General features: G+C 67.1%; 21 protein-coding genes. 8 read left to right on the top strand and 13 right to left on the bottom strand.

All coding sequences use genetic code 11. The features are described from left to right. The first annotated feature begins 152 nt into the window (after positions 1-152). The gene (locus tag ACTRWB_RS32695; RefSeq protein WP_446904327.1) at positions 153-1,337 is read left to right on the top strand and encodes a tetratricopeptide repeat protein; all 1,185 of its coding nucleotides are present in this window, start codon (positions 153-155) and stop codon (positions 1,335-1,337) included. Positions 1,338-1,472: 135 nt separating this feature from the next. On the opposite strand, the gene ACTRWB_RS32690 is transcribed toward ACTRWB_RS32695, so the two are convergent. From ACTRWB_RS32690 to ACTRWB_RS32670, 5 genes are all read right to left on the bottom strand, one after another. After that, on the bottom strand, positions 1,473-1,664 hold the full coding sequence (locus tag ACTRWB_RS32690) for a DUF2964 family protein (protein WP_419690208.1): 192 nt from the start codon (positions 1,662-1,664) through the stop codon (positions 1,473-1,475). An 11-nt stretch (positions 1,665-1,675) separates the two neighbouring features. Next, complete coding sequence (locus tag ACTRWB_RS32685; protein WP_343494234.1) at positions 1,676-2,155, bottom strand: universal stress protein; 480 nt, start codon at positions 2,153-2,155, stop codon at positions 1,676-1,678. Between the two features lie 144 nt (positions 2,156-2,299). After that, the gene (locus ACTRWB_RS32680; RefSeq protein ID WP_446904326.1) at positions 2,300-4,087 is read right to left on the bottom strand and encodes a hypothetical protein; all 1,788 of its coding nucleotides are present in this window, start codon (positions 4,085-4,087) and stop codon (positions 2,300-2,302) included. 2 nt (positions 4,088-4,089) lie between these two features. Further along, positions 4,090-5,217 carry a 2-dehydro-3-deoxygalactonokinase gene (locus ACTRWB_RS32675; RefSeq protein WP_446904325.1) on the bottom strand — a complete coding sequence of 376 codons (1,128 nt, stop codon included), beginning with the start codon at positions 5,215-5,217 and terminating at the stop codon, positions 4,090-4,092. Between the two features lie 49 nt (positions 5,218-5,266). Then, entirely contained in the window at positions 5,267-6,388 is a 1,122-nt protein-coding gene (locus ACTRWB_RS32670) for a porin (protein ID WP_446904324.1), read from the bottom strand. Positions 6,389-6,706: 318 nt separating this feature from the next. On the opposite strand from ACTRWB_RS32670, the gene ACTRWB_RS32665 reads away from it, so the two are divergent. Further along, the gene (locus ACTRWB_RS32665) at positions 6,707-7,702 is read left to right on the top strand and encodes a LacI family DNA-binding transcriptional regulator (RefSeq protein ID WP_446904323.1); all 996 of its coding nucleotides are present in this window, start codon (positions 6,707-6,709) and stop codon (positions 7,700-7,702) included. A gap of 15 nt (positions 7,703-7,717) precedes the next feature. Here ACTRWB_RS32665 and ACTRWB_RS32660 read toward each other — a convergent pair whose 3' ends face one another. From ACTRWB_RS32660 to ACTRWB_RS32630, 7 genes are all read right to left on the bottom strand, one after another. Next, the gene (locus ACTRWB_RS32660; protein WP_446904322.1) at positions 7,718-8,623 is read right to left on the bottom strand and encodes an SMP-30/gluconolactonase/LRE family protein; all 906 of its coding nucleotides are present in this window, start codon (positions 8,621-8,623) and stop codon (positions 7,718-7,720) included. Between the two features lie 72 nt (positions 8,624-8,695). Further along, entirely contained in the window at positions 8,696-9,775 is a 1,080-nt protein-coding gene (locus ACTRWB_RS32655; protein ID WP_446904321.1) for an ABC transporter ATP-binding protein, read from the bottom strand. Between the two features lie 31 nt (positions 9,776-9,806). Next, positions 9,807-10,952, bottom strand: a complete 1,146-nt coding sequence (gene dgoD, locus ACTRWB_RS32650) for a galactonate dehydratase (protein ID WP_048249973.1) — start codon at positions 10,950-10,952, stop codon at positions 9,807-9,809. Then, positions 10,949-11,734, bottom strand: a complete 786-nt coding sequence (locus ACTRWB_RS32645) for an SDR family NAD(P)-dependent oxidoreductase (protein ID WP_446904320.1) — start codon at positions 11,732-11,734, stop codon at positions 10,949-10,951. The genes dgoD and ACTRWB_RS32645 overlap by 4 nt, the downstream gene beginning before the upstream one ends. A 4-nt stretch (positions 11,735-11,738) precedes the next feature. After that, entirely contained in the window at positions 11,739-12,641 is a 903-nt protein-coding gene (locus ACTRWB_RS32640) for a carbohydrate ABC transporter permease (RefSeq protein ID WP_193102932.1), read from the bottom strand. Next, on the bottom strand, positions 12,638-13,507 hold the full coding sequence (locus ACTRWB_RS32635; RefSeq protein WP_011349624.1) for a carbohydrate ABC transporter permease: 870 nt from the start codon (positions 13,505-13,507) through the stop codon (positions 12,638-12,640). The genes ACTRWB_RS32640 and ACTRWB_RS32635 overlap by 4 nt, the downstream gene beginning before the upstream one ends. Before the next feature lie 70 nt (positions 13,508-13,577). Continuing rightward, positions 13,578-14,813, bottom strand: a complete 1,236-nt coding sequence (locus ACTRWB_RS32630) for an ABC transporter substrate-binding protein (protein WP_446904319.1) — start codon at positions 14,811-14,813, stop codon at positions 13,578-13,580. A 328-nt stretch (positions 14,814-15,141) separates the two neighbouring features. Between ACTRWB_RS32630 and ACTRWB_RS32625 the strand changes: the two genes are divergently transcribed. Next, on the top strand, positions 15,142-15,903 hold the full coding sequence (locus ACTRWB_RS32625; RefSeq protein WP_446904318.1) for a 2-keto-4-pentenoate hydratase: 762 nt from the start codon (positions 15,142-15,144) through the stop codon (positions 15,901-15,903). A gap of 79 nt (positions 15,904-15,982) precedes the next feature. On the opposite strand, the gene ACTRWB_RS32620 is transcribed toward ACTRWB_RS32625, so the two are convergent. Further along, the gene (locus ACTRWB_RS32620; protein ID WP_446904317.1) at positions 15,983-16,900 is read right to left on the bottom strand and encodes a DMT family transporter; all 918 of its coding nucleotides are present in this window, start codon (positions 16,898-16,900) and stop codon (positions 15,983-15,985) included. A 234-nt stretch (positions 16,901-17,134) separates the two neighbouring features. Here ACTRWB_RS32620 and ACTRWB_RS32615 point away from each other — a divergent pair, with 234 nt between their 5' ends. The 5 genes from ACTRWB_RS32615 (at position 17,135) to ACTRWB_RS32595 (ending at position 24,376) form a co-directional block, all read left to right on the top strand. Further along, complete coding sequence (locus ACTRWB_RS32615) at positions 17,135-17,689, top strand: GNAT family N-acetyltransferase (protein ID WP_446904316.1); 555 nt, start codon at positions 17,135-17,137, stop codon at positions 17,687-17,689. A 140-nt stretch (positions 17,690-17,829) separates the two neighbouring features. After that, a complete protein-coding gene (locus tag ACTRWB_RS32610) occupies positions 17,830-19,242 on the top strand; it encodes a 3-deoxy-D-arabino-heptulosonate 7-phosphate synthase (RefSeq protein WP_446904315.1) in 1,413 nt (470 codons plus the stop codon). A 116-nt stretch (positions 19,243-19,358) separates the two neighbouring features. After that, entirely contained in the window at positions 19,359-21,530 is a 2,172-nt protein-coding gene (locus ACTRWB_RS32605) for a hypothetical protein (RefSeq protein WP_446904314.1), read from the top strand. A 7-nt stretch (positions 21,531-21,537) separates the two neighbouring features. Then, positions 21,538-22,245 carry a DUF3142 domain-containing protein gene (locus tag ACTRWB_RS32600; RefSeq protein ID WP_129517901.1) on the top strand — a complete coding sequence of 236 codons (708 nt, stop codon included), beginning with the start codon at positions 21,538-21,540 and terminating at the stop codon, positions 22,243-22,245. Positions 22,246-22,567: 322 nt separating this feature from the next. Further along, entirely contained in the window at positions 22,568-24,376 is a 1,809-nt protein-coding gene (locus ACTRWB_RS32595; RefSeq protein WP_446904313.1) for an ATP-binding protein, read from the top strand. Positions 24,377-24,755 lie beyond the last annotated feature (379 nt).

Here is a 24,755-nt window from a genome sequence, read left to right as displayed (position 1 = left end):
GCGGAATCCGCATTGAAGTGCACTGGACGACCCCGCGTTTCGCAGCAGGGTTCACGGGCCTCGGCGCGTCGTGTATCGAACGCGGCGTCGGACGTGCAGTGCAGTTCCGGCCGTCGGTCCATCACGTCTTCCCATATAAGAACCGCAACTTCATGACATCACGTCTTCTCGCCACGCTCGTTGCCGCCGCGCTCGGCTGCGCCGCGCTGCCCGCTGCCCACGCTCGCACCTACGTCGCGCCGACCGCGTCGTTCGGGAAAGGCGCCTACGTTCACCAGTTCGTGCTGCGCGACCCCGTCACGCACCAGCCGCTGCCGAATGCGCGGTACCGGCTGTTCCTGCCCGGTCAGGTCATCGCGGGCCTGCCCGTCAAGCCGGACCAGCACGACAGCGTGATCTTCGGCACGACCGACGCCGCCGGGCGCACCGTCAAGATCCGGCTGCCGAAATCGCATCCGGAGAAGCAATGGGTGTTCAACCCGATCATCGGCGAAGGCGACATGGGCGAATCGTTCCGGCTGGAAGATTCATCCGGCAAGGCGCCGCTCCGTGGTTTTCCGTATGTGCTGGACGTCGACCGCGAATATCTCGCGTGCGGCTACTCGGATGCCAACGGCTACAGCTACTACGCGCAATCGCGCACGCCGCGGAACATCAATCTCTATACGGGGATACTCGCCGGTTCAGCCGACGCCGCCTGGTGCGCAGGCCCGGGCGCGGCCATCGCGAACAGCGAGAGCGATCCGGGTGCGCCGGACCTGTACACGCAATACCTCGGCAGTCTGGTCGCCAACGGCGACCGGATCAGCACCGAACTGCGGCAGCAGATCGTCACCAAGCTGCTGGCGCTCGCGATCGCCGACCGCGATGCGGGCCGCGTCGCCGCCGTGCTCGACCTCGGCGACATCCCCGACGAGCGCCGGAACGACATCGGTTATCGCCTCGCCGACGCGGGTATCGCCGTCGATCGCGGGCTCGCGATGATCGATGCGCATCTCGCGGAATCCCCGGACGATGCGTATGCGCTGGACAGCAAGGGTTGGGCGCTGTATCGCCTCGGTCGCAACGACGAAGCGCTCACGTGGTTCGACCGCTCGATCGCGATCTTCGCGAAGGACAGCGACGACGACAGCGACGCGCGCGAAGCCTATGCAACCGGCCTGACGCACAAGGGTGAAGTGCTGTGGAAACTGGGCCGCCAGGATGAAGCGCGCAATGCGTTCGCGCAGGCGGCGAAGATTCAGCCGAAGAACGCGGAGCTGGCGGAAACGCTGAAGCGGCTGGAGATACAGGTCGGGCAGGACGGCGCGAAGGCGCCGGGTACCGCAAGCGAGTAAACGGAGCAATCGCGCGGCATGGCCGCGCGAAGCAATGAGGCCGGCGTGGCGGTGGCTATCGCCGGTCTTTCGGAAAGCGGTTGCCGGTTGCTTCCGGCACCGTCGGCCGAAAGAAACCGGCCATGCACGCGCGCGTCATTCCTCGCCTTTCGCGCCCGGATTGAGCATCACGACGAAGCCGGCCACGCCGACGACCAACGCGATGGCGCCGCCGCGCAGCGCCATCGTTGCATCGAACAGCAGCCCGGTCACGACGGCCATCATTCCCGCGAGCGACACGAATACGGCGATCGCCGCGACGACGATCCGGTACTGGCGACGTATCATCGCGCGCCGCGTTACGCAGCAGCAGCGGCGGCCGACACGTCGGCGTCATCGCCGCGAATCAGCAACACCGGGCACTTCGAGCCGCGCACGAAGCGCTCGGCGACACTGCCGAGCAGCACGCGGCGGATGCCGCGCCGCCCGTGCGTGCCGACCACCGCGAGATCGATCCCGCGCTCCTTCACGTAGCGCTGCAGGCGTTCCGCGATGTCCTCGCCGATGCTCTCGGTCTCGACGAGTTCGGCTTCGCCCTTCGCACCGGCCAGCGCGATGATCTGTTCGGCCTCGCGCAAAACCTTGTACCCGTCGCCGCGGATTTCCTCGACGAGCGCATGCGGATCGATGCGGCCCGCGTAAGTGAACAGCACCGACTTGTCGACCACATACACGACGCTGACGTGCGCGTCGCCCGCCAGTGCCACCTTCAATGCTTCGGCAAGCGCTTGTCTCGACGAAGCGCTGCCGTCGACGGCTACCATGATCTTCTCGTACATGCGAACCTCGCTGGGGTGAACTGCCGCGCGCCCTGTCGCGCGCGGCCATGTCACCATCATCGGCGGATGGCGGGTTCGAACGTTGACGGCGGTCAAACCGTGCACGCGTTCGGCCTGCGACCGGGCGCCGCAGCGCCCATCCCGTCATCGCGCGTGCGGCGCGCGGTACTTGTGCTTGTCGAACCCGCTGGCCCGCGACCATTCGCCGGCAACCGCATCCACGTCCTGCCCGCCGAACGGCAAAACCGTATCGGGCTCGGCGCCGTGCCGATAGTTCGGCCCGGTAAACTCGGCATCCGCCGCGTAACCGAAGTACGTGTTGCCGCTCCACACGATGTTCGCGTAACTGCCTTGCGGATTCTTCGTGCGGAAAATGGCACCGCTATCCGATGCGTTATAGAAGCGGTTGCCCGTCACCTGGAACGCGTTCGCGTATCTGAGGTTCTCGACGATCGGCGTCACCAGGCCCGGCGTGCGCGAAATCACGACGTTGTCGCGCACGACGGACTGGTCCGAACCGGCGGCGGAGATGATCCGCCGCTTGTCGTTCAGGCTCAGGTTGTTTTCGACGAGCGCGCCCGTCTCCTGCGCGACGTGGCCCAGTCCGTCGGAACCGCATCCGCAGAACAGCATCAGGCCGCCGTCGTTGTCGTGGCTGAAGTTCGCGGCGACACGCGTGTTCCGCGTGCCGAGATCGGCGTCGAACGCCATCCCGTCGCCGGCTTCGATATTGTTCTGGAGCCGTACGCCATTGACTTCGTTGTACCGGAACAGCGCATCGTCCGTGTTGATCGCCCACGCACCGGCGCTATTGCCCGGCGCACGCATCCAGATGTCGAACAGGTGATTTGCTTCGACCTTCGGCGCGCTGGCCGTGCGAACGATGATGCCGTCGCCGCCGACGTTATGGAGCAGGTTGTTGCGGAACACGACACGCGTCATCGGGAAATAGTCGGACGCCGCCTGCGTGGCCGGATTCGCGAGGTAGGCCGGATTGCCCTTGTACGGCGGATAGTCGCCGCACGGCGCGCCGCCCTCTCGGCACATCCACGCGGACCGGGTCGACAGCGCGACCGCGTCGACGTTGTAGATTTCGCTGTTCTCGACCGCGATGTCGTCGAAATTGGTCGGTTTCTCCTTCGTGCCGACCGCTTCGTTGTCGCGGGTCACCTCGAACAGCATCCCGCCGGTCGTCTTGTACGACCCGACCGTATTGCCGGCGACGTCGTGCAGATAGCCGCGAACGTGATGCACGTACACGTCGTCGACGTGATAGTGGCTGCCGGTACCGTAATCCTCGAGCCGCACGTACAACCCGAGGCGCCCGCCGGGCGTCGACGCATCGTTGGTCAGCTCCAGCGAACGGATCTCCCAGTACTGGGTGTTGTAAAGATAGATGGCCGCCCGGTTCACGACCGGGTTGTCCGACTTGCACAGCGAGTAATAACCGCTGAACCCGCTCGGCGTCTTGTGCTGCTCGGTGATCGACTGGTCGGGGTCCGCCGTCGCATCCGTGCAGCCGGCCGCGATGACAGGCCGCGGTGCCTTCGGGTCGCCGTACGCATCGACGACGATCGGCGCGCCGGCCGCGCCGGCACTCCCCGGTGCGGGAGAAAAACTGCCGTTGCAGGTCGTGCCGCGCTTGAAGCGCACGTGCGTGCCGGGTGTGAGCACGATCCGGTTTAGCGTCGCGAGATCGTTGATCGGATGCGCCGCGGTGCCGACCGGCGCGGCCGATCCCGTTCCGGTTGCACCGAGCGAACAGTCGACGTGCAGCGTGCCGGGCATCGCGCCGGCCGGCAGTTCTGCCGCTTGTCCGGCCGCCGGCGCGGCGGCAAGCTGCTGCCCGGTCACGCCGTCCGGCGACTCTCCACCACCGCACGCGGCAAGCGCGCCGATCAACGGCGCTGCGACAATCTTCCAGTGTTTCAAAGTCAGTCTCCCGAAATATTGCATTCGTGATCCGGCATCGGATCGACCGCAAGTCGATCCGCACGCCGGCCGCCCATTCCGGCAGCCGGTTCGTCGAGACGAACCGGTGCCCCTTCGCTTGCCGCGGGCAACAGCCCCGCCCGCTCGGCCAGCACCCACAGGCCGGCTGCCGCCGCGCCGTCGATCGTGTCGACGGGCGGCCAGCCGAACAGCGATGCCGCATGCTGGTAACGCGCGCACAACGCGGCGTCGCCGATCAGCATCGGTCGCGGCGCGTCGGCGCTTGCCGCGCCGGCCGGCCCGCCGTCTTCGGCCGCCAGCCCCGCGAGTTCATGACCGATCAGCACGCCGGACAGGTAGTCGGCCTGCTCGTCGGGCGCCAGTTCGCCGGCCAGCAGCCGCGCGCGGCTGCCGAAAATCGTCGCGAGCAGCCCCGTCGCATGGCCGGCCTGCGCGGCGCGCACGCCGCACTCGAACGCCGCTTGCGCGAACCCGGCCGACGGCCGCATCGTGCGGCCGAGCAGGCTGTGCGTGCACAGCAGCGCGTACAGCTCGCCCGTCATGAACGTGCGAAAGCGCTCGATGCGCGAGCCGCGCACGGCCACCCATTTCGAATGCGTGCCCGGCAGCCCGATCCAGCGCGACGACGACGACGCGTGCGCGGTGCCGCCCGCATGCAGCGCGCCGACGATCTGCGTCTCCTCGCCGCGCATCACGTTCGCCAATTCGCCGCGCTGGATCAGCCCCGGCACGATGTGCACGGTCGCACCGCGCCGCGCACGCACCGCCTGCAGCGACGCGCCGAGCCGTTCCGCGTCGATCGGCACGTCCGCGTACGGCGCCTCGCGCCAGCCCTGCGCGCTGCCGACCATGCCGGCCGCGACCACCGGCAACGCGGGCCATGCATCGAGCCATGCGCCGCACACGTCCTCGAACGCCGCATCGCAGGCGTCCGCAATCGCGACGCCCGCACCGCCTATCTGCATCACGCCCTTCGGCGCGGCCCGCTCGTCGAGCACGGTCCGCGCGTCCGCCATCAGGTACGCGCGCAGCGACGTGGTGCCCCAGTCGAGCGCGATCAGGCGCGGCAACGGGCGTGGCGCGTCGTGCCGTGGTTCAGCATCTTGCATAGGATTCCTCTGTTTGACGGTTGCGACTCGCCGCGTCGTTCGGCCTGCATCAGAAGAGCGTCTCGATCCCTGCGTAGACGCCCGTCTGCCCGTGCCCCGGCATCGGCGACGCCCCGAGCCCGTTACCGTTGCCGAGCCCCGGCGACTGCGGGTTCACGCCCAGGTTCGCATTCGCGCTGTTGAACACGTGCGCGGCCGTCGCATACAGGAACGTGCGTTTCGACAGGTCGTACATCGTGCCGAGGCCGATGATCGTCGAGCGCCCCTCGCCGCTGTGATCGGCGGTCCACTGGCCCGCGTCGATCTTCATCGAATAGACGGCGCCCTGCAGATGCAGGAACGGCGTCGCGTCGTACGTCACGCCGCCCCAGTAGTAGTTCGCGGTGCGCGACAGGCCGGCCGGCGTATCGGGCGCGCTGTAGCGCGTATAACCGAGCTGCACCAGCGCGGGGCCGAAGCGCTCGCGCACGCCGATGAACGCTTCCTGCGACGCGGTGAACAGGTTGTCCTCGCGGCCGTACTGGTTGCGGATCTCGTTCCAGATGGCGCGCACCTCGAAGTCGCCGTGCGTGTAGGCCACCGTCGCGCCGTCGGACAGGCCCGTCGCATTCACGTTGTTCGGCGAGCCGCGCAGCCAGCCATTCGAGCTGTTGCCGAGGTTCGCCTGCAGCGCGAACGAGAAGCCGCCGAACTTCGGCGATTCATAGCGGATCCCGTTCGACAGCTTCGGGCCGTTCCGGTACGACGTCAGCGACTCGACCGAATAGTTCTCCTCGAGCAGCGGATCGTACGACCAGATATAGCTGTTGATGAACGAGCCCTGCCCGAGCCGCAGGAAGCCGTAACGCTCGTTCCTGAACCCCACCCACGCGCCGCGCTGGAACAGCACGCCGCCGCCGTAGTTGCCGTTCGCCGCGTTGATCGCCGATTCGAGCCAGAACACGGCCTGGTTACCGCCGCCGAGATCCTCCTTGCCTGTGAAGCCCAGGATGCTCGTCCCCCAGTCGTTGCCTTCCGAAAAACGCGAGCCCGTCGAATGCGGGCCGTTCTGCACGCCGCTCAGGTACTGCACGTCGCCGCCGACGCGCCCCCACACCGTGACGCTCGATTCGGCCTGCGCCACCGCCGGCACCGCCAGGGCGAGCGCCGCGATCCACCCATACTGTCGCATCAAGATCTCCTCCTTCTTTTCGTTCACGTCTCATTTGATTGGGAAAACGCTTTCCCTTTGAAGCAAAAAAATTTCGCGGCGGTTGTCGTGCGTCGTTTTCCGATATGTCTCGACCGGAATGCGCGCGTGCTATGCTCGCGAAAAGGGAAAGCGCTTTCATTGTCGATGCGTGATTGCGCTTTTTCAAGAAAATTCTGGTCCCCCAAGGGATACTACCGAGTCCGATCGCGCGGCACGCCTGCCCTGTCGCCGTGCGGTCGCCGCCGCCGGCGCGCATGCTATGCTCGCCGGCAAAATGCACTGACACTCACTTTCATCGTGGCCAAGATCAACGAAGTCGCTGCCGCCGCAGGCGTCTCCATCGGAACCGTCTCGAAGTTCATCAACAAGACGAAGCGCTTCTCGCCGGACGTCGAGCGTCGCATCGCCGAGGCGATCGAGCAGCTCGGCTACGAGTCGAACCCGCTCGCGCGCTCGATGGCCACCGGCCAGACGGGCGCGGTCGGCGTCGTGATCCAGGACATCCTGAACCCGTACTTCACCGCGATGGTCAAGGGCGTGAACCGGATCGCCCAACGCAACGATTTCGTCGTCCTGATCGTCGATGCCGACGAAAATCGCAAGGGCGAACGGCCGGCGCTGACGAAGCTGAGCCGGCGCGTCGACGGGCTGATCCTGAACACCAGCATGCCCGACGACGACCTGCGCTGGACCGCGAACCTCGGCAAGCCGGTGGTCGCGGTCGGCTCCGCGCCGCGCGACGGCCTGCTCACGCTGCACTCCGATCCGGTCCGCGCGGGCGAGATGCTCGGGCAGCACCTGCTGATGGAGAAGTACCAGCGCTTCGCGTACATCAGCCTGCCGAACGCGCGCGGTGACGACGAACGCCGCGCCGGCGCCGAGCAGGTGCTCGCGCGTGCCGGTCTGCCGCTGCGCACGTTCAGCGTGCCGCGCGCCACCGTCGCCGACGGCGAGCGCGTGTGCGCGTCGGTCATGCTGTCCGCCGAGCCGCCGGATGCGGTGATCTGCTACAACGACATGATCGCGGCCGGCTTCATCAAGGAAGCCGAACGGCTCGGCATCTCGATCCCGCACGACGTCGCCGTGTGCGGCTTCGACAACCTCGAACTCGGCAAGCTCACGTCGCCCACGTTAACCTCGATCGACACCGAAACCGAACGCGCAGGCGAAGTCGCGATGACGACGCTGCTCGATGCGCTCGCGGGCAAGTCGCCCGACCCGCATACGATGCTCGAGGCGCGGCTCGTCGTCCGCGAATCGACGGTGCGGCCGCGCGACGCGCGCCGCCGCTGACAACCCGCCCGCTGATCAGCGCGGCGCGGCCGCGACCGCTTCGCCCAGCCACGCGCGCGCGACGCAATGCTGTTCGAGCCCGGCCACGCCCGGGCGCGTCTCGAACAGGCTGCCCGCGAGCGGCCCGCGCAGCAGCCCGTCCGCGCTCACATTGACCGACGCCGATGTGACGAACAGCGTCGCGCGATCGGCGCCGCCGAACGCGACGCTGGTCGGCCGCTGCACCGGCATCTCGACGACCGCGTCGAGCGCGCCGTCCGGCGCATAACGATGCAGCCGCCAGCCGTCCCAGATCGCCGACCACACGCCGCCCTCCGCATCGACCGCGAGCCCGTCCGGTACGCCGCGCGCGTCGCCGAACGTCGCGAACGGCCGCGCGTTCGACAGCCGTCCGGCCGCGACGTCGAAGTCGTACGCGAAGATCGTGCGGCGCCCGGAATCCGTTACGTACATCGTCGTACCGTCCGGGCTCCAGCCCATCCCGTTCGCGCACGCGAAACCGGCCACCGCGACGCGCGATGCGCGTGCGTGCTCGAAACAATGGAGATCGCCCGGGCCGTCGCCGTCGTCGGCCATCGTGCCGACCCAGAAGCGGCCGCGTGCATCGACCGCGCCGTCGTTGTAGCGCAGCGACGGCCGCGCATGCGCGGCGTCGGCCAGCCGTTCGAGCGTGCCCGGCGCGGGATCGAACAGGTGCAGGCCGCTCTTCAGCGCAACGAGCAAACGCCCGTCGTCGACGCCCGCGACGCAGCCGGCCAGCTCCGGCAGCAGCCAGAAACCCGTCTGCCCCTGACCGGGCGTATAGCGGTAGAGCGCGGTGCGCTTGATGTCGATCCAGTAGAGCGACGCCGAGCGTTCGCACCAGAGCGGGCCCTCTCCCAGGATCGCGTTCGCGCCCTGTACCAGCTTTATTGTCGTCATCGAAATTCTGTTCTATGCATGCGTTCGGCCGCCCGCCGGTGCGGCGGGCGGACCCTGCCGGCCGGGCCGGACTCAGAGCGCGCGGCCCGCGTCGTCGAAGAAGTGCGCGTGCCGCATGTCAATGCGCACGCCGACCGGCTGCCCCGAAACGACCGTGTACGCGTCGCGGTTCTGCCGCACCGACAGCGGCCGGTCGTGGCCCGCGAGTTCGACATAGACGATCGTCGCGTCGCCCAGATGCTCGGCGTGCGTGACACGGCCGTCGAGGCCCGTGCCGGGCGCGCCGACCGCGATGTTCTCGGGCCGGATGCCGAGCTGCAGCGAGCCCGACGGCCACGCGCGCGACGCGCCGGGCGTCGCCGCGAGCGAGCCGCCCGGCACGTCGTAGCGCGGCGCGTCCGCGCCGCCGTGCGCGCGGCACGGCAGGAAGTTCATCGAAGGCGAGCCGAGGAACGACGCGACGAAGTGGTTCGCCGGCTGCTCGTACAGCGACAGCGGCGAGCCGACCTGCTCGATGCGCCCGCCGTTGAACACCGCGATGCGGTCGCCGAGCGTCATCGCCTCGACCTGGTCGTGCGTCACGTAGATCATCGTGCTGCCCAACTCGCGATGCAGCCGCGCGAGTTCGAGCCGCATCCCGCCGCGCAGCGCCGCGTCGAGGTTCGACAACGGCTCGTCGAACAGGAACACGCCCGGCTTGCGCACGATCGCGCGGCCGATCGCGACGCGCTGCCGCTGGCCGCCCGACAGCGCCTTCGGCTTGCGCTCGAGCAGTGCGGACAGCCGCAGCGCCTCGGCCGCCTGCCCGACGCGCGTGCGCGTCTCGGCCGCGTCGACGCCCGCGAGCTTGAGCCCAAACGCCATGTTCTCGAACACCGTCATGTGCGGATACAGCGCGTAGTTCTGAAACACCATCGCGAGCCCGCGCTTCGCGGCCGGCACGTCGTTGACGCGGCGGCCGTCGATCAGCAGGTCGCCCGACGTGATCTCCTCGAGCCCCGCCAGCATCCGCAACATCGTCGACTTGCCGCAGCCCGACGGCCCGACGAACACCATGAATTCGCCGTCCTCGATATCGAGGCTGACATCCTTGATCACGTCCGCGCCGTCGTCGTAGCGCTTGCGGATCTGTTTGAGCGACACACTTGCCATGATTGGGTTTCTCCTCGTCCGTTTCCGTCGCTCACCATTCGGCGACCGAACCATCCTCGCGGCGCCACACCGGGTTGCGCCAGCGGTGCCCCGTCGCGGCGGCGGCCCTCACCTTCTCCTCGTCGATCTCGACGCCGAGCCCCGGCGCATCCGGGCGCGCCACGTAGCCGGCGTCGAACGCGAACGGAATGCCGCGCGTGTACGCGTACATCGCGTTGTCGTCGTGATAGGCCACATTGGTCGACTGCTCCTGGATGAACGCGTTCGGCGTGCAGAAATCGATCTGCAGCGATGCCGCGAGCGTCAGGGGCCCGAGCGGACAATGCGGCGCGACCGCGACGTCGTACGCCTCGGCCATCGCCGCGATCTTGCGCAACTCCCAGATGCCGCCCGTATGACTCACGTCGGGCTGCACGATGTCGACGACACCTTCCTGCAGCAATTCCTTGAACTGCCAGCGCGTGAACAGCCGTTCGCCCGTCGCGAGCGGCACCGCACAATCGCGCGCGACTTCGCGCAACGCGTCGTTGTGCTCGGGCAGCAGCAGTTCCTCGTAGAACATCGGGTCGAACGGCGCGAGCGCCTTCGCAAGCGCCTTCGCGACCGGGCGGCGCACGCGACCGTGGAAGTCGATGCCGAGCCCGACTTCCTTGCCGATCGCGTCGCGCACCGTGCCGAAGCGCGCGACCGCGCGATCGATCGCCGCCGGCGATTCGATCCAGTCGGTCGCGTTGACGACGCCCATCTTCAGCGCCGTGTAGCCGGCCTCGACGAGTTGCCGCGCGTTCGCGGCCATCTCGTCGGGCGTGTCGCCCTTCACGTGCGCATAGACGCGCGCCTTGTCGCGCACAGGGCCGCCGAGCAGGTCGTAGACCGGCACGCCGAGCGCGCGCGCCTTGATGTCCCACAGCGCCTGCTCGATGCCCGAGATCGCGCTCGTCAGGATCGGGCCGCCGCGATAGAAGCCGCCGCGGTACATGACCTGGAACAGGTCCTCGATGTGGCGCGGATCGCGGCCGATCAGGTAGTCGGCGAGTTCGTGCACGGCGGCCGCGGTCGTGGCCGCGCGCCCTTCGACGATCGGCTCGCCCCAGCCGGCGAGGCCTTCGTCGGTGCTGACCTTCACGAACTGCCAGCGCGGCGCGACCGCGAATGTTTCGATTTCGGTGATCTTCATGTGGATGAACGGGTGCGGTTGAACAGCAGCGCCGACATGCCGTTGTCGGCGACGAGATCCGCGCCGGCGATGCCGGTCGCGGCGTCCGACAGCAGGAACGCGGCGATCCGGCCGATATCGGCCGGCTCGTTGATGCGCTGCGCGGGATGCAGCGCGCGATAGGCGTCGAGCAGCGCGGGATCGCGCTCGAGCGCCGCGCCGATCGGCGCATTCAGCGTGAAGCCGGGGCTCAGCGTGTTGACGCGGATGCGCTGCGGCGCGAGGCTCGTCGCCATCGCGCGCGACATCGCGACGATGCCGCCCTTGGTCGCCGCGTACATCTCGAAGCCCGGCACGCTCGCGCCCGCATGATTCGATGCGATGTTGACGATCGCGCCGCCGCCCGCACGCGCGATGCGCGGCGCCGCGAGCTGCGCGCACTGGAACATCGAGCGCAGGTTGGTGCGGTACAGGCGATCGCAGTCGTCGAGCGAGAACGCGTCGAACGGGCCGTGCAGCGTGATGCCCGCGTTGTTCACGAGCCCGTCGAGCCGGCCGTGATGCGCGTCGACGCGCTCGAACAGCGCGGCGACGCTCGCCGGGTCCGCGACGTCGGTCTCGACGAACAGCGCGTCGCGGCCGCCGAGCCGTTCGCGCACGGCGTCGGCGCGCGCAGCGTTCTTTTCCGCGACGACGACCTGCGCGCCGCATGACGCGAGCACCTCGACGATACCGAGGCCGATGCCGTCGCCGCCGCCCGTGACGACGACCACGCGGCCGTCGAGCGATTCGAATGGATTCATGGTTTCACCCCTTGACCGCGCCGGCCGTGATGCCCGCGACGATCCTGCGCTGGAGCAGGAAGAACAGCACGAGCAGCGGCAGCGTGCCCATCACGGCCGCCGGGAACAGCTTGGTCGGATCGATGTCGTTGGTGCCGATGAAGCGGAACACCGCGACCGTGATCGTGAACTTCGACGAGTCGGTCAGGAACAGCAGCGGATAGACGAGGTCGTTCCACACCGACAGCGTGACGAACATCGCAAGCGTGCCCGTGATCGGCCGCAGCAGCGGCAGCACGATGTACCAGTACACCTGCAGCGGGCTGCAGCCGTCCATCACGGCGGCTTCTTCCAGCTCGAGCGGAATCCGCTTCAGGAAGCTCGTGTAGAAGAACACGCCGAGCGGCAGGCTCTGCACGGTGTACGCGAGCACGACGCCGAGATACGTATTGAGCAGGTGCAGGTCGCGGAACAGCACGTAGAGCGGCGTCAGGCTGACGAACATCGGGATCGTCAGGCCGAGCGTCAGCACGATGTAGACCGCGGTCGACAGCCGGCCCTTCACGCGCGCCAGCGGATAGGCCGCGAGCGACGACAGCAGCGCGACGAGCAGCGTGACCGCGAGCGTGATGCCGATCGTGTTCGCGACGCTGCGCCAGTAGTTCATCTGCGTGAACACGGCCGCGTAGTTGCCGAAGAACACGTGGTCGGGCAACCCGAGCGGGCGCGCGATGATGTCGTCGCCGGTGCGCAGCGACATCAGCACCATGTAGATCGTCGGCAGCAGCACGATCGCGACGATCGCGATCGCGGCCACCAGCCGCGCGAACCCCGGCATGCGGCGCAGCAGCGTGCCCGCGCGCAGCCCGCCGCCGGACGTGCCGGCGGCCGGACGGTCCGCATGAAAGCGTTGACGGATGACGTTCACAGGTTGTCCTCCCGGCGGCGCAGGATCGTGTTCTGGGTGGTGGCGACCACCACGACGATCGCGAGCATGATCATCGACAGCGCACTCGCGAAGCCGAACTTGTAGTCGTTGAACAGGCTGTGGAAGATCTGCAGCCCGAGCGTGGTCGTCGCGCCGTCCGGCCCGCCGTTGGTCAGCACGAGCGGCAGCTCGAAGGTCTTCAGCGTGCCGATCGTACTCAGCGTGATGTTCACGGTGAAGGCCGGCGCGAGCAGCGGCAGGTCGATGCGCGTGAAGCGCACCCATGCGTTCGCGCCGTCGAGCTTCGCCGCGTCGTGCAGCTCCGACGGAATGTTCAGGTAGCCCGCGAGGAAAATTGCCGTCGAATAACCGACGTACATCCACACGTGCACGGCCGTGACGGCCGGCAGCGTGACCGACGGATCGCCGAGCCACACCTGCTGCAGCGCGTCGAGATGCACGAGATGCAGCAACTCGTTGATGCCGCCGCCGAGCGGCGAGTACAGGTATTCCCATACGAACCCGGCGATCACCGCCGAGAACATGCTCGGCACCAGCAGCCCGACGCGCAACGCGCCGCGCAGCCGCGGCAGCGAGAACAGCAGCGCCGCGAACAGCAGCCCGAGCCCGTTCTGCACGATCACGACGATCGCCGCGTACGCGAACGTGACGACGAGCGTATGCAGGCTCGCGGGATCGCGAAACGCCGCCGCATAGTTCGCGAGCCCGATCCAGTGCGCGTCGCCCACGCCGGAAAAATCCGTCAGGCTCATCCGCGCGGCCTTGAACAGCGGGTACAGGCTCAGCAGCGCGTACAGCGCGAGCGCCGGAACGGCGCACCACAGCAAGGTCCGGTTGCGCTTCATCGCGCACCTCCTTCGTCGAATCGCGCCGCGCGACCTCGCGCGGCACGGCACATGTCAGCGGAGCGGCGGTTCATCGCGCGGCCGCATCCCAGCGGGCGAGCAGCTTCGCCGGGTCCTGCCCGATGTCGAGGAAATACGCGGACATCGAATTCCAGATCGCCGTGAACAGCGAGCCGGCCCACACGCCCTTCGGATACAGCACGACGTGCCCGTTCTTCTGCGCGGCCGCGTACGGCTGCGCCTGCGGCGGCATCGCGTCGGTGCCGCCCTCGAACGGGCTGAACGCGGCTTCCGCGTCGAGGAACTGCCGATCGTTGTCGGGGCGCGCCCAGAACGCGAGCCACTTTTTCGCGGCGTCGGCCTGGTGCGACGCCGCGTTGACCGCCCACGCGGTGCCGAGCATGTCGAGCGCGACCGGCCCGTTGCCGGGCACGAGCGCGGGCAGCGGCGCGAACTGGAACGCGAGCCCCTTCGTCGCGCTGAACTTCGCGATATTCCACGCGCCCTGCGGCATCATCGCGACGCGACCGGCCTGGAACTCGGTGAGCCCCGTGCTCCACGCGCTCACGCCATTGTTCAGGCGCGGCACGAAGCACTTCGCGTCCGCGAGCACCTTCAGCGCGGCCATCGACTGCTTGAACGCCGGATCGGCCGCGAAGCGTGCGCTGCCCGCGCCGACGAACGACTCGGCGCGCGCATCCGCGTCGCCGCCGCCGGCCGCCAGCCCGGACGCGATCACGAGCGCCGCCGGTGCCCAGCCTTCCTTCGCGGGCAGCAGCATCGGCGTGATGCCGGCCGCCGCCAGCTTCCCGCACGCGGCCTTCAACTGGTCGACGTCGGTCGGCACCGTCGCAACGCCCGCGCGCTTGAACAGGTCGAGGTTCGCGAACAGGCCGATGCCGACCAGCTCCATCGGCAGCATGTAGGTCTTCCCGCCGATCTGCGTGTGACCGCGCACGCCGCGCCAGATCGTCGGCACCCACTTCTCGGCGCTCAGGTCCAGCAGCTGATGCGCGCCCTGCCATTGCCGCATCAGCTCGCGGTCGACCATCAGCACGTCGGGCCCGTTGCCGCCCTGCAGCCGCGACGACACGACCGTCGTCGTGTCGTTGCGCGACATGTATTCGAACTTGACCTTGATGTCGGGGTTTTCCTTCTCGAACCTTGCGATCAGCGCCGCCATGTTGGCGGGCTCGGCGCCGCCGCCCTTCCAGCCCGTCACGTCGAGCGTGACCGGCGCGGCGCACACCTGCGCCGCCAGTACTGAAAGGACTGCGAAAGTTGCCGCCCGAAGCCTGTTGAACATCTGCTGTCTCCACGTTGTTGTTGAATCGTTGCGCACGGCCAGTGACGTGCGGTGTGCGGCCGTGTTCCGTCGCGCTGGAAGCCCGCGTTTCCCGTCGGTCGATTCATTTGGGAAAGCGCTTTCCCTATTGTGTCGCACAACGTGCCCGGCTTGCAAGCGCCGGGGTGAATCGATCGTCTAGGGGATATCCCGGGGGCGTGCCGTGGCGGCCTCGGGCCGTCCATGCGCGACCGGATCGAGCGATCATCGCGCCGAAGGCGCTATCATCGAATGTGCGACTTTCGTCCGGCCCTTTTTTGCCGGCTCACCTTCAACTCGCTCAACCGACATGACAACGACTACCGAACGCGTGGACGGCGCCGCCCAGCATCTCGTCGCCGCCCGCCATGCCGGCTCGCCCGGCCCGCTGTTGCCCGATGCACTGCGTCCCGAGGACGTCGACACCGCGCTCACGATCCAGCAGCGCGTTGCCGACCTGCTCGGCGAACCCGTCGGCGGATGGAAATGCGCGCTGCCGCCGCCCGACCGCGTGATCCTCGCGCCGATCTTCGCGTCGACGATCCGCGAAGCCGATGCGCCGTACCGCGTCGTCGGCGGGCCGATCGTGCGGATCGAACCGGAAATCGCCTTCGTGCTCGATCGCGACCTGCCCGCGCGCGCGCAGCCGTACGACGAGCAGGACGTGCGCGACGCGATCCGCGAAGTGCGCATCGTGCTCGAGGTGCTCGGCTGCCGTTATGCGGAGCCGGCGCGCGCGTCGAAATTCGAGTTGCTGGCCGACGGGCAGTTCAACCAGGGGCTGTGTGTCGGCCCGGTCGTGCACGACGGGTTGAACGTGCCGCTCGCGACGCTGGCGCTGTCGTTCGAAGGCGCGCTGAACCGCGCGATCGACGGCCGCCATCCGGACGGCGATCCGCTGAAGCCGCTGGTGTGGCTCGTCAACTTCCTCGCGTCGCGCGGCGATGCCGTGCGCGCCGGTCAGATCGTCACGACGGGCTCGTACGCGGGCGCGATCGACGTGCCGCTCGGCGATGCGCTGACGGTCCGCTTCGGCGAGCTCGGCAGCCTGTCGGTGACGTTGACGGCGTGATGCGCGCGCGGCACGCGGACAGGCCTGGCCTGTCGCTTGCCGCGGTGTGATGGCCGCGCGACCCGCTTCGTTGCGGTCGTCAGGTGCGTTGCTGCCCGGCCTTGCGTGACGGCAGCGTCATCGCGGCCACGCCCGCGACCACACATCCGAGCCCCAGCCACGCCGACACCGACAGCGACTCTCCGAGCAGCACGATGCTGATGCCGACGCCGATCGGAACCCGCAGATACGCTTGCGCTGTCGTGCCGACCGAGCCGAGCGTCTGGACCAGCCGGAAGTAGATGACGAACGCCAGCGCCGTCGAGAAAACCGCGAGCGCCGCCAGCGCCAGCAGCGACTGCCACGACGGATGAAGCGTCCACGGTCGGTCGACGACGATGCTGGCGGGCACCAGCACGATCGCGCCGACCATGAGCGAGCCGGCAGCCGGCGCCGCCGGCGACAACCCGTTGAACGACCGCCCGTAGATGGCCGCGCCCGCGTAGCAGACGGTCGCCGCGACGATCGCCAGTTGCGGGACGAGTTGCCGGCCGAGTCCGTCGAACGCGCTGACGCCGACCACCAGCGAGATGCCGACCAGCCCCGCGACGACGCCGAACAGCTTCCGCGACGTCAGCGGTTCATGGCGGGTGATCAGCCAGGTGCCGACGAACGCGAGCACGGGCGACGCGGAATTGAGGATCGTCGCGAGACCGGCTTCAACCGAACGTTCGGCCCACGCGATCAGCGTGAACGGAACGACGCTGTTCAGCAGCGCCTGCACGACGAAGCGACGCCAGACCGCGAGGTCGCGCGGCATCGGAATGCGCCGGATGCGCATCCACAGCAGCAGCACCGAGCCCGCGATCAAGGTCCTCGCGGCGATCAGCGTCAGCGGCGGAATCGTTGCGACGCCGATCCGGATGAACGTATAGGAAGCGCCCCATAACGTCGAGAGCGTCAGGAGCAGGAGCAGATCGGCGACGGCGGGATGGCTGCGGGGCACGGCTGGCTGCATGTCGGGTCGCTCGCGTTCTCGGTCCGTGGCGAGGTTGGGATCGCCCCGGTTCGCATCGGGTCGCATGAGCAGATTGTGCCGACGGCCGGGCCCGAACGCTTCAGCGAGATGCGAAATATGGATTGCCGTGTGGTCGGCCGCGCCTGACGGATGCCGGCTTCGTTCGGCGGTTCATATATCCTTGGCTGACGTGACGTTCGGGACGAACCGCGGCAACGAAAACGGAGTGATTCAATGGGTGAAACGACCGACGCGATCAAGGGCATCGCCCGCTACCGAGCAGCAAACGAACACGACGTCGACGCACTCGTTCAACTCGTCAATGCAGCGTACCGCCCGACTGCAACCGCGGCCGGATGGACGCACGAAGCGGCGATCATCGAAGGCCCGCGGATTACGTCATCCCAGCTCGTCGATACGTTGCAGGCACCGGATTCCGTATTGCTGGTCGCGGAGGTGGAAGAACGCATTGCCGGCTGCATCGAAGTCAAGGCAACCGGAGACGCGGCCTACATCGGCACGTTGGCCGTATCGCCGACCATGCAGGACCACGGACTCGGGAAAGCACTGCTGAACGAGGCCGAGCAATTCGCGATCCGGCGCTGGAACATCGGGAAGGCTGTCATGGTCGTCCTGTCGGTGCGTCACGAACTGATCGACTTCTATTTGCGCCGCGGTTACACGCGAACCGGCGAGTTGATGCGCTACCCGTTCGACGCAGGCGTCGGCATGCCGCGAGACGAAAACCTGACGATCGAGACATTGACCAAGGACTTTGCGCGCGACTGATGTTGCGTGCGATCGCGTCCCGCGCCGCCGCAAGCCCGTCGCCATCGGCTCGACCCGATCCGTCGTGATAACGTTGCACATCATCGCGCGACCCGACCCGAACCCCGGGCATGCGAATCGCGCTCATTCCGATAACCGCCATGTCGCTGACACCGCTTCCCGCCCTGCTCGACGAAACGCTGCGCACCGTCGCGCGCCGTTACCGCCTGCCGCCGCTCGACAGCACGTCGTCGCTGACCGATGCCACGAACCCGGCCACCATCCTGGCGACGACGATCGAGGAAGCGCGTCGCCTGCGCGGCGACGGCCAGTCTCCCGGCGCGGAGTTGCAGCAGCGCTTCGTCGGTGCGCTCGCGCGGATGATCCGCGACGCCGTGGATACGCGATCCGGTGATCCCGCGTTTCAGGCCGCGGTGCTGCGGCACGATGCACCGAGCGTGCGCGAATACGCGTCGCTGTCCGCGCATGCCGATCAGGACCGGCGCGCGCTGCACTCGGCCGTCAACGCGATCGCGCACCCGGCCAAGCTCGAGCGCAGCGCGCAGGCGTGGCAACGCGACGGGCTCGCGCGGCTGCATGCGGCCGCCACTTCCGCGTCGTGGGCCGATCTTCATGCAACGCTGCAGGCGTTGCTCGCGCTGCCCGACATGGCAACCGACGCCGCGTTCGAGCAGGACATCGTCAAGCTGAAAGACAGCCCCGCGCTCGAACGCATGCTGCGTGTCGACGCACTGGCATCGGACGAACACGTCCGTCGATACCGCGCGTTATGGGTTCGCCAGGGTCCGCTCGAAGGCAGCACGATCGCCGTCGCGCAGGGCGCGGCTTCGCAGCAGCGCGGCGCGGCCGTCGAAGCGCTGGCTGCGCAGGTGCTCGAGGCACTGGCCCGCAGGCTCGACGCGGTGGACGAGCGGCGCACGTACCGCGTGGTCACGTCGATGCGCGTGCCGTCGTCGATACCGGGCCGGCACGACCGCGCGAAAACCGAATGGGACGCGATCCTGCTCGAACGCCCGCGCGGCGACGAAGCGGCGCCCATCTGGAACGTTCGTTTCCTCGTCGAGGCGAAAGCGTCCGCGGATGCCGCGACGACCGATTTGCCGCGCCTGCTGCGCGGCCTGAACCTGCTCGCGCAGGCCGACCCGGACACGGTCTATTCGTTCGAGACGCACCAGGGCACGGTGCGCGTGCACGGTGCGTCGCTCCGCGCGTTGACGACCGACGACGCGGCGCTGCAACGGGAAGCGCTCTATTGCTGCGACGCGTCCGCCGACGCGACGCCGCGTTTGCTGGGTGCCGCGAGCCGGATGCAGTTGCTGTCGGCGTCCGCAAGCCTCGAATACGCGAGCGCACTCGCGCAGCAGCCGGACGCCGATCCGGGCGGCCTCGGCGTCATCTGGCACGCACTGCTGACGCTGCCGCAATGGCATGCGGTGCTGCATCAATATCCGTCGTTGCGGCAGGTCCGCGAACTGATGGTGGCGATCGACGACTTGCGCGCCGCGATCGGCGATGCGGATGAAGGCGGCGTCGCAAGCAGCGTGTGCGCGTGATGCGCAAGCCGGGCCGCCGCACGACGGCAACGCGCCGCCCGTGAGGTACGATACGCGCCGGGGCACGGCGCCCCCTGAGAGACCCGGCCATCGCGGCCCCAACCAGCATAAGAAAAATGCCTAAAACCCCGTTGCTGCACCGAAACCTGTTCGCCGCGCTGGCGGCCAGCCTGCTCTGGATCCCCGGCGCCCACGCCAGCTCGGACGACAGCTGCAACGTGCCGGCCACGCTCCGGCAAAACACCTACTCGTGCGGCAACGTGCCGATGCTGAGCCCCGCCAACGACACGCGCGTCAACGCGATGCTGCTGATGGTCGATAGCAGCAAGGTCGCGCAGGTATTCCCGGACCCGAAGACCATCCCGGCGAAAGACCGGATCAACCAGATCATCGTGCCGTTCCCGATGGACTTTTCCGGGTGGATCGACATCGGCCAGAAGCAGCCCGACAAGACCGGCGCCGCGTCGGATACCGATGCGCCGTCGAATCAGTACGCCGACGGCGAAGGCAGCATCTGCCGCAGCATGACCGCCGGCACCGACGCGTTCAACGACGCGCTGGACGCCGCCGGTGGCATCCCCGCCGACGAAGCCACACGCTTGAGCACGGCACGCGCCGACATCGCGCACAAGACCTGCCCCGCGGGCGGCGCGAGCGCCGCGTGGACGCGGCCCGCGGTCAAGTCGCCGCTCGGTCAGCAGTTCGCCGCCTACCTCGACGGCACGAACGCGTTCTACCGCGCCGACTTCACCACCGCGACCAAGGCATTCGCGAACGCATCGCACAGCGCGAACCCATGGTTGAAGGAAACCGGCCTCTATATGGCCGGACGCGCGCAGTTGAACGCCGCGCAGGCCAATGTGTTCGACAACGACAACCCGACGCCGTCGCGCGCGCGCGTGGCGAAGGTCTCGCTCGACGCAGCGAACACGGTGTTTCGCACCTACCTGAAGGTGTATCCGCAAGGGCGTTATGCGGTGTCCGCGACGGGGCTGCTGCGACGCGTCGCGTGGCTCGGCGGGAACGTCACGCAACAGGCCGACCTGTACGGCAATGCACTCGCGCACTGGTCACCGAAGACCTCGAACGTGCCGCTGATGCAACTGGCGAACGAACTCGACAGCAAGCTGCTGTTTGGGTCGGAACTCGACGCGCGCCAGATCCAGTCGCCGACCGTGCTCGCGACCGTCGACCTGCTGCGCATGCGCACGTCGAACAGCAGCGACACGAGCCGCGACAAGCCGCTGACGCTCGACGAGTTGCAGGCGCAGAAGCCGCGCTTCGCGAGCGCGCCCGCGCTCCACGACTATCTGCTCGCAACCTGGTATGTCCAGATCGGGCACAAGCCCGACGCAGCCCTCGAATTGCTGCCGCAGACGCCCGCCGCGCCGCTCGACTACTTCGGCCTGAGCCAGCAGGCGCTGCGCGCATTCGCGCTGGAGGATAGCGGCCAGACCGACAAGGCCCGCCAGCTGTGGCGCGACCTGATCCCGCTCGCGAAATTCCGCTTCCAGCGCGAGGCGCTGGAACTCGCGCTCGCGATCAACCTGGAACAGGCCGGCCTCGTCAACGACGTGTTCGCCGACGATTCGCTCGTGCAGAACGCCGCGATCCGTGCGGTCTTGCTGCAGCGTTCGGCCAACGCGGACCTGCTGCGCGCGCAGGCACAGAACCAGGCAACCGGCGGCGCGCTGCGCGACACCGCGCTATACACGCTGCTGTACAAGGAGCTCACGCGCTCGCACTACGCCGAGTTCATCGCCGATGCCGCGCTGGTGTCCGGCACGCCTGCCGATCCGTTGAAACCGTTCACCGCGCCCGGCGCCAAGAACGAGGACGGCTACGCGTGCCTGTCCGCGCACGACATCGCTACCGCGCTCCAGCAGAATCCCGGCGATGCGAAAGGCTTGAACTGTCTCGCCGATTTCGTGCGCCTGCATCCGCCCGCGTTCGGCCTCGAAAGCGATCCGGTACCGCCGTGGATGCGCAACGCGTCGTCGGCGAGCACCACGCGCATCCCGCCGACGCTCGGCGCCTCGCCATCGCAGTTCACGGGCAAACCGTACGAGCGGATGTCGAGCTACGTGACGGTGATGGCCGATGCGCAGGCGAACCCGAACGACCGCGCGTATGCGTTCTACCGCGCGATCAAGTGCTATGCGCCGACGGGCAGCAACGAATGCGGCGGCAAGGACGTGCCGAAGAACACCCGCAAGCGCTGGTACGACACGCTGAAGGCCACCTATCCGGGCAGCCCGTGGGCGCAGAAGCTCCGCTACTACTGGTAAGCGCGGCATGACGCGTATCGTGTGCATCGCGCTGCTGCTGGCCGGACGCGTCGCGCTGGCCGGCACGGTCGATGCGTCACGGTACGACGCGTTCTGGCTGTGGGCGGGCGTGAAGCCGCAGGCGGTCGTGCATGGCGCACGCACCGTCTACGTGCTGCAAGGGCAGATCGAAGCGTCGCCGCGCGACGAGTCGCAGGTGCGCGTCATCGCGCAGGGCGTCGCACTGCCGCCCGCGCCGAATGCGCGCGTCTGGCTCGTCTATCGCGCGCATACGCTGCGCTGGACACCGCGCGTCACGGAGATCATGCTCGCGCAGCTCCAGCGCTGGCGCGCGTCGGGCCGCACGATCACCGGCATCCAGATCGACTTCGATGCGCGTACGCGCCATCTGCAGGACTACCTCGAATTCCTGCGGACGCTGCGCGCAACCTTGCCCGCCGATTGCCGGCTGAGCATCACCGGGCTGCTCGACTGGAGCAGCCGCATCGATACCGACCAGGTCAACCAGCTCAGGGGCATCGTCGACGAGGTCATCGTGCAGACCTACCAGGGGCGCAGCACGATCCCCGACTATGCCGCCTACCTGCCGCGCGTCGCGCGGCTCCAACTGCCGTTTCGCATCGGCGTGATCCAGGGCGGCGAGTGGGACGCACCGTCTTACCTCGCGACGAATCCGTGGTTCCGCGGCTACGTCGTGTTCCTGCGCAACGACTGACCGGCGGAAACCCGGCAACGGCGATCACGCACGCGAATCGGAAAGTACAGAAATACAAATCCGAGACAGACCTTGATGCGTGGCTCGACCAGTACAACAATGAACGAGAGCATCCGGGGCGCTGGTTTTATGACACGACGCCGATGCGTACTGTCCTCGATTCGCTCGAACTCGCCAAGGAGAAACGCATCCCCCATTGATGACTCGTTCTTTGTCGGCCCGACTCCCTGTCAAATCGAGTCCCGGCTAAAAGTGGCCGCGTGCGTTGATGATCTTCCGAAGCCGCATATTCGTATCGAATCCGGATTGGCGAGAACGATTGATGAATACGACGACACAATTCAACGACACAATTGCATCCGAACAGCTCAAGATCGTGTACGGCATTGTCGAGCTCAGTGTCACCGGAGGCACGCTGCTTGCGGTGGTGCTCGCCGTTTCGCTTCACCGCCTCGGGCAACTCGATCTTGTGATCGGTCCTGCGTGGGTTCTATACATCGGGGTATGTTCGGGTGGTCACATCATACTTTCCCGCCTGTACAAGAAATCGGCATCATCCGTCAGCAGGTGGCCATATTGGGCCGCGTGGTTCACCGCTTTCAGTCTCGCTGCGGGAATGGGATGGGGATGGTCATCGATTCGACTGGTCACCGCCGGCAGCTTCGAAATCCAGTATCTCGCGGTTACCGCCACGCTTGGCGTCGTAGCAGGTTCCGTCCCGGTCTTCAGCGCATATTTCCCTGCGTTCCTGGCGTTTCTTTTGCCTGCAACCCTGCCTTATGTCGCCGCCGCCGCCCTCTCGCAGAACCATGTGCAACAAGCCACCGCGCCCATGATGTCGCTGTTTGTCTGCGTGATCGGCTACCTCGGCATCCTCGCCAACCGGACGGCAACGCAGAACATCAGATTGAGATATGCGGCGGAAAAGCTGGCTGTCGACCTTCAGGCTCAAAACGATGTCGTTGTCAAACTGGCGGATGACCTGAGAAACCAGAAGCAGATCGCGGAAGAGGCCAATCTCGCGAAGTCCCGCTTTCTCGCAGCGGCCAGTCACGACCTGCGCCAGCCGTCGCACGCCCTCGGACTGTTGGTCGGCGCACTTCGTGGCATCCCGATGAACCCGGACGGAAAACTCCTCGTCGAGCAGATCGAATTTTCCACCGCGGCCCTCGACAAGCTCTTCGCCGCCCTGCTCGACATTTCCAAGCTCGATGCGGGTGTCGTAGAGGTGCAATACCAATCATTCGCGATCGACGCGGTTCTCGCTCGAATCTGTCGCGACTACGCGAGCGATGCCTCGGCTAAAGGGCTCGCGCTTTCCCGTGTTCCCACTCACGCAGTCGTGTATTCGGATCCGATACTGGTCGAGCGGATCGTGCGCAACCTGGTGTCCAATGCGGTGCGTTATACCGACGCCGGAAAAATCGTCGTGGGATGCCGGCTCCGCGGCACACATGTCGCCGTTCAGGTATGGGACACGGGGCGTGGCATCCCGCACGACCTGCTCGACCTCGTGTTCCAGGAGTACTACCAGATCGGCAATTCCGAGCGGGATCGCGAACAAGGACTCGGGCTCGGTCTGGCAATCGTTCGACGCCTGGCCGACCTCCTTGGATGCAAGCCGGCCGTGCGCTCGGAGCCTGGCCGAGGGTCGTGCTTCGAGATTGCGATCGAACGCTCGGACCGTGTGCCAATGCCGCTCGAGATCCCCGTCGGTGAAGGTCACGACACGTCATCCACGGCTGGGCTCGTGGTGGTCGTCGACGATGAACAGCCCATACGTGACGCGATGTCGAAACTTCTGAAGATGTGGGGATACGCAGTCGTTGCGGCCGGCTCGGGAGACGAGACCATCGCGAGCCTCTCGACTTGCGCCAGGCGGCCTGACCTGCTGGTCTGCGATTTCCGCCTGCGTGGCGGCGAGAACGGCATCACCGTGATCGAAAGAGTCCGCATGGAATACAACCACAACATTCCAGCCATGCTGATTAGTGGTGATACGGCCGCTGACCGATTGACCGATGCGCACGCAAGCGGAATTGTTTTACTTCACAAACCGATTCCGCACGGCAAGCTGAGAGCGGCAATCGGCAATCTCATCGCAACCGGATCGGACAGTGCGGATGGCTAGAGCGTGCCGCTCTTCTATCTCATGTTCCAGGACGCTCGCGACGTCACCCACGATACTCAAGCGAAACATGCCCGGTTCGCGAATTGCGTCACGTCACTCGATAGCAATCGCCATTCATCTCGATTCATGCATGAAAAGGATTAATGTGCCGGTTGGCCACGCTGATCGCCCGGCAATGTTCTGTAGATCAACAGAAACACCAAGCGGCCGTTCTCGACACGCATCCATGTAAGGCGTTCGCCGGACGGCGATCCTGGTCAAATCGACACCTCCATCACATTACATACCGGCGCGATCTAGTCTTGCCAATTCCGACGCAATTGTAAATCCGACATTCGGCGTGCGATCGACCCAAGCGAAACTGAATCAAAGCCTCAGG

Source organism: Burkholderia sp. YIM B11467 (genome assembly GCF_052952715.1).
This window is presented reverse-complemented; position numbering and strand designations above follow the sequence as displayed.

Excerpts from the sequence above, each read along its gene's own strand:
- ACTRWB_RS32695 (WP_446904327.1), top strand. The coding sequence starts at position 153 with ATGACATCACGTCTTCTCGCCACGCTCGTTGCCGCCGCGCTCGGCTGC.
- ACTRWB_RS32690 (WP_419690208.1), bottom strand. The coding sequence starts at position 1,664 with ATGATACGTCGCCAGTACCGGATCGTCGTCGCGGCGATCGCCGTATTC.
- ACTRWB_RS32685 (WP_343494234.1), bottom strand. The coding sequence starts at position 2,155 with ATGTACGAGAAGATCATGGTAGCCGTCGACGGCAGCGCTTCGTCGAGA.
- ACTRWB_RS32675 (WP_446904325.1), bottom strand. The coding sequence starts at position 5,217 with ATGCAAGATGCTGAACCACGGCACGACGCGCCACGCCCGTTGCCGCGC.
- ACTRWB_RS32670 (WP_446904324.1), bottom strand. The coding sequence starts at position 6,388 with ATGCGACAGTATGGGTGGATCGCGGCGCTCGCCCTGGCGGTGCCGGCG.
- ACTRWB_RS32660 (WP_446904322.1), bottom strand. The coding sequence starts at position 8,623 with ATGACGACAATAAAGCTGGTACAGGGCGCGAACGCGATCCTGGGAGAG.
- ACTRWB_RS32655 (WP_446904321.1), bottom strand. The coding sequence starts at position 9,775 with ATGGCAAGTGTGTCGCTCAAACAGATCCGCAAGCGCTACGACGACGGC.
- dgoD (WP_048249973.1), bottom strand. The coding sequence starts at position 10,952 with ATGAAGATCACCGAAATCGAAACATTCGCGGTCGCGCCGCGCTGGCAG.
- ACTRWB_RS32645 (WP_446904320.1), bottom strand. The coding sequence starts at position 11,734 with ATGAATCCATTCGAATCGCTCGACGGCCGCGTGGTCGTCGTCACGGGC.
- ACTRWB_RS32635 (WP_011349624.1), bottom strand. The coding sequence starts at position 13,507 with ATGAAGCGCAACCGGACCTTGCTGTGGTGCGCCGTTCCGGCGCTCGCG.
- ACTRWB_RS32630 (WP_446904319.1), bottom strand. The coding sequence starts at position 14,813 with ATGTTCAACAGGCTTCGGGCGGCAACTTTCGCAGTCCTTTCAGTACTG.
- ACTRWB_RS32625 (WP_446904318.1), top strand. The coding sequence starts at position 15,142 with ATGACAACGACTACCGAACGCGTGGACGGCGCCGCCCAGCATCTCGTC.
- ACTRWB_RS32620 (WP_446904317.1), bottom strand. The coding sequence starts at position 16,900 with ATGCAGCCAGCCGTGCCCCGCAGCCATCCCGCCGTCGCCGATCTGCTC.
- ACTRWB_RS32615 (WP_446904316.1), top strand. The coding sequence starts at position 17,135 with ATGGGTGAAACGACCGACGCGATCAAGGGCATCGCCCGCTACCGAGCA.
- ACTRWB_RS32610 (WP_446904315.1), top strand. The coding sequence starts at position 17,830 with ATGTCGCTGACACCGCTTCCCGCCCTGCTCGACGAAACGCTGCGCACC.
- ACTRWB_RS32605 (WP_446904314.1), top strand. The coding sequence starts at position 19,359 with ATGCCTAAAACCCCGTTGCTGCACCGAAACCTGTTCGCCGCGCTGGCG.
- ACTRWB_RS32600 (WP_129517901.1), top strand. The coding sequence starts at position 21,538 with ATGACGCGTATCGTGTGCATCGCGCTGCTGCTGGCCGGACGCGTCGCG.
- ACTRWB_RS32595 (WP_446904313.1), top strand. The coding sequence starts at position 22,568 with ATGAATACGACGACACAATTCAACGACACAATTGCATCCGAACAGCTC.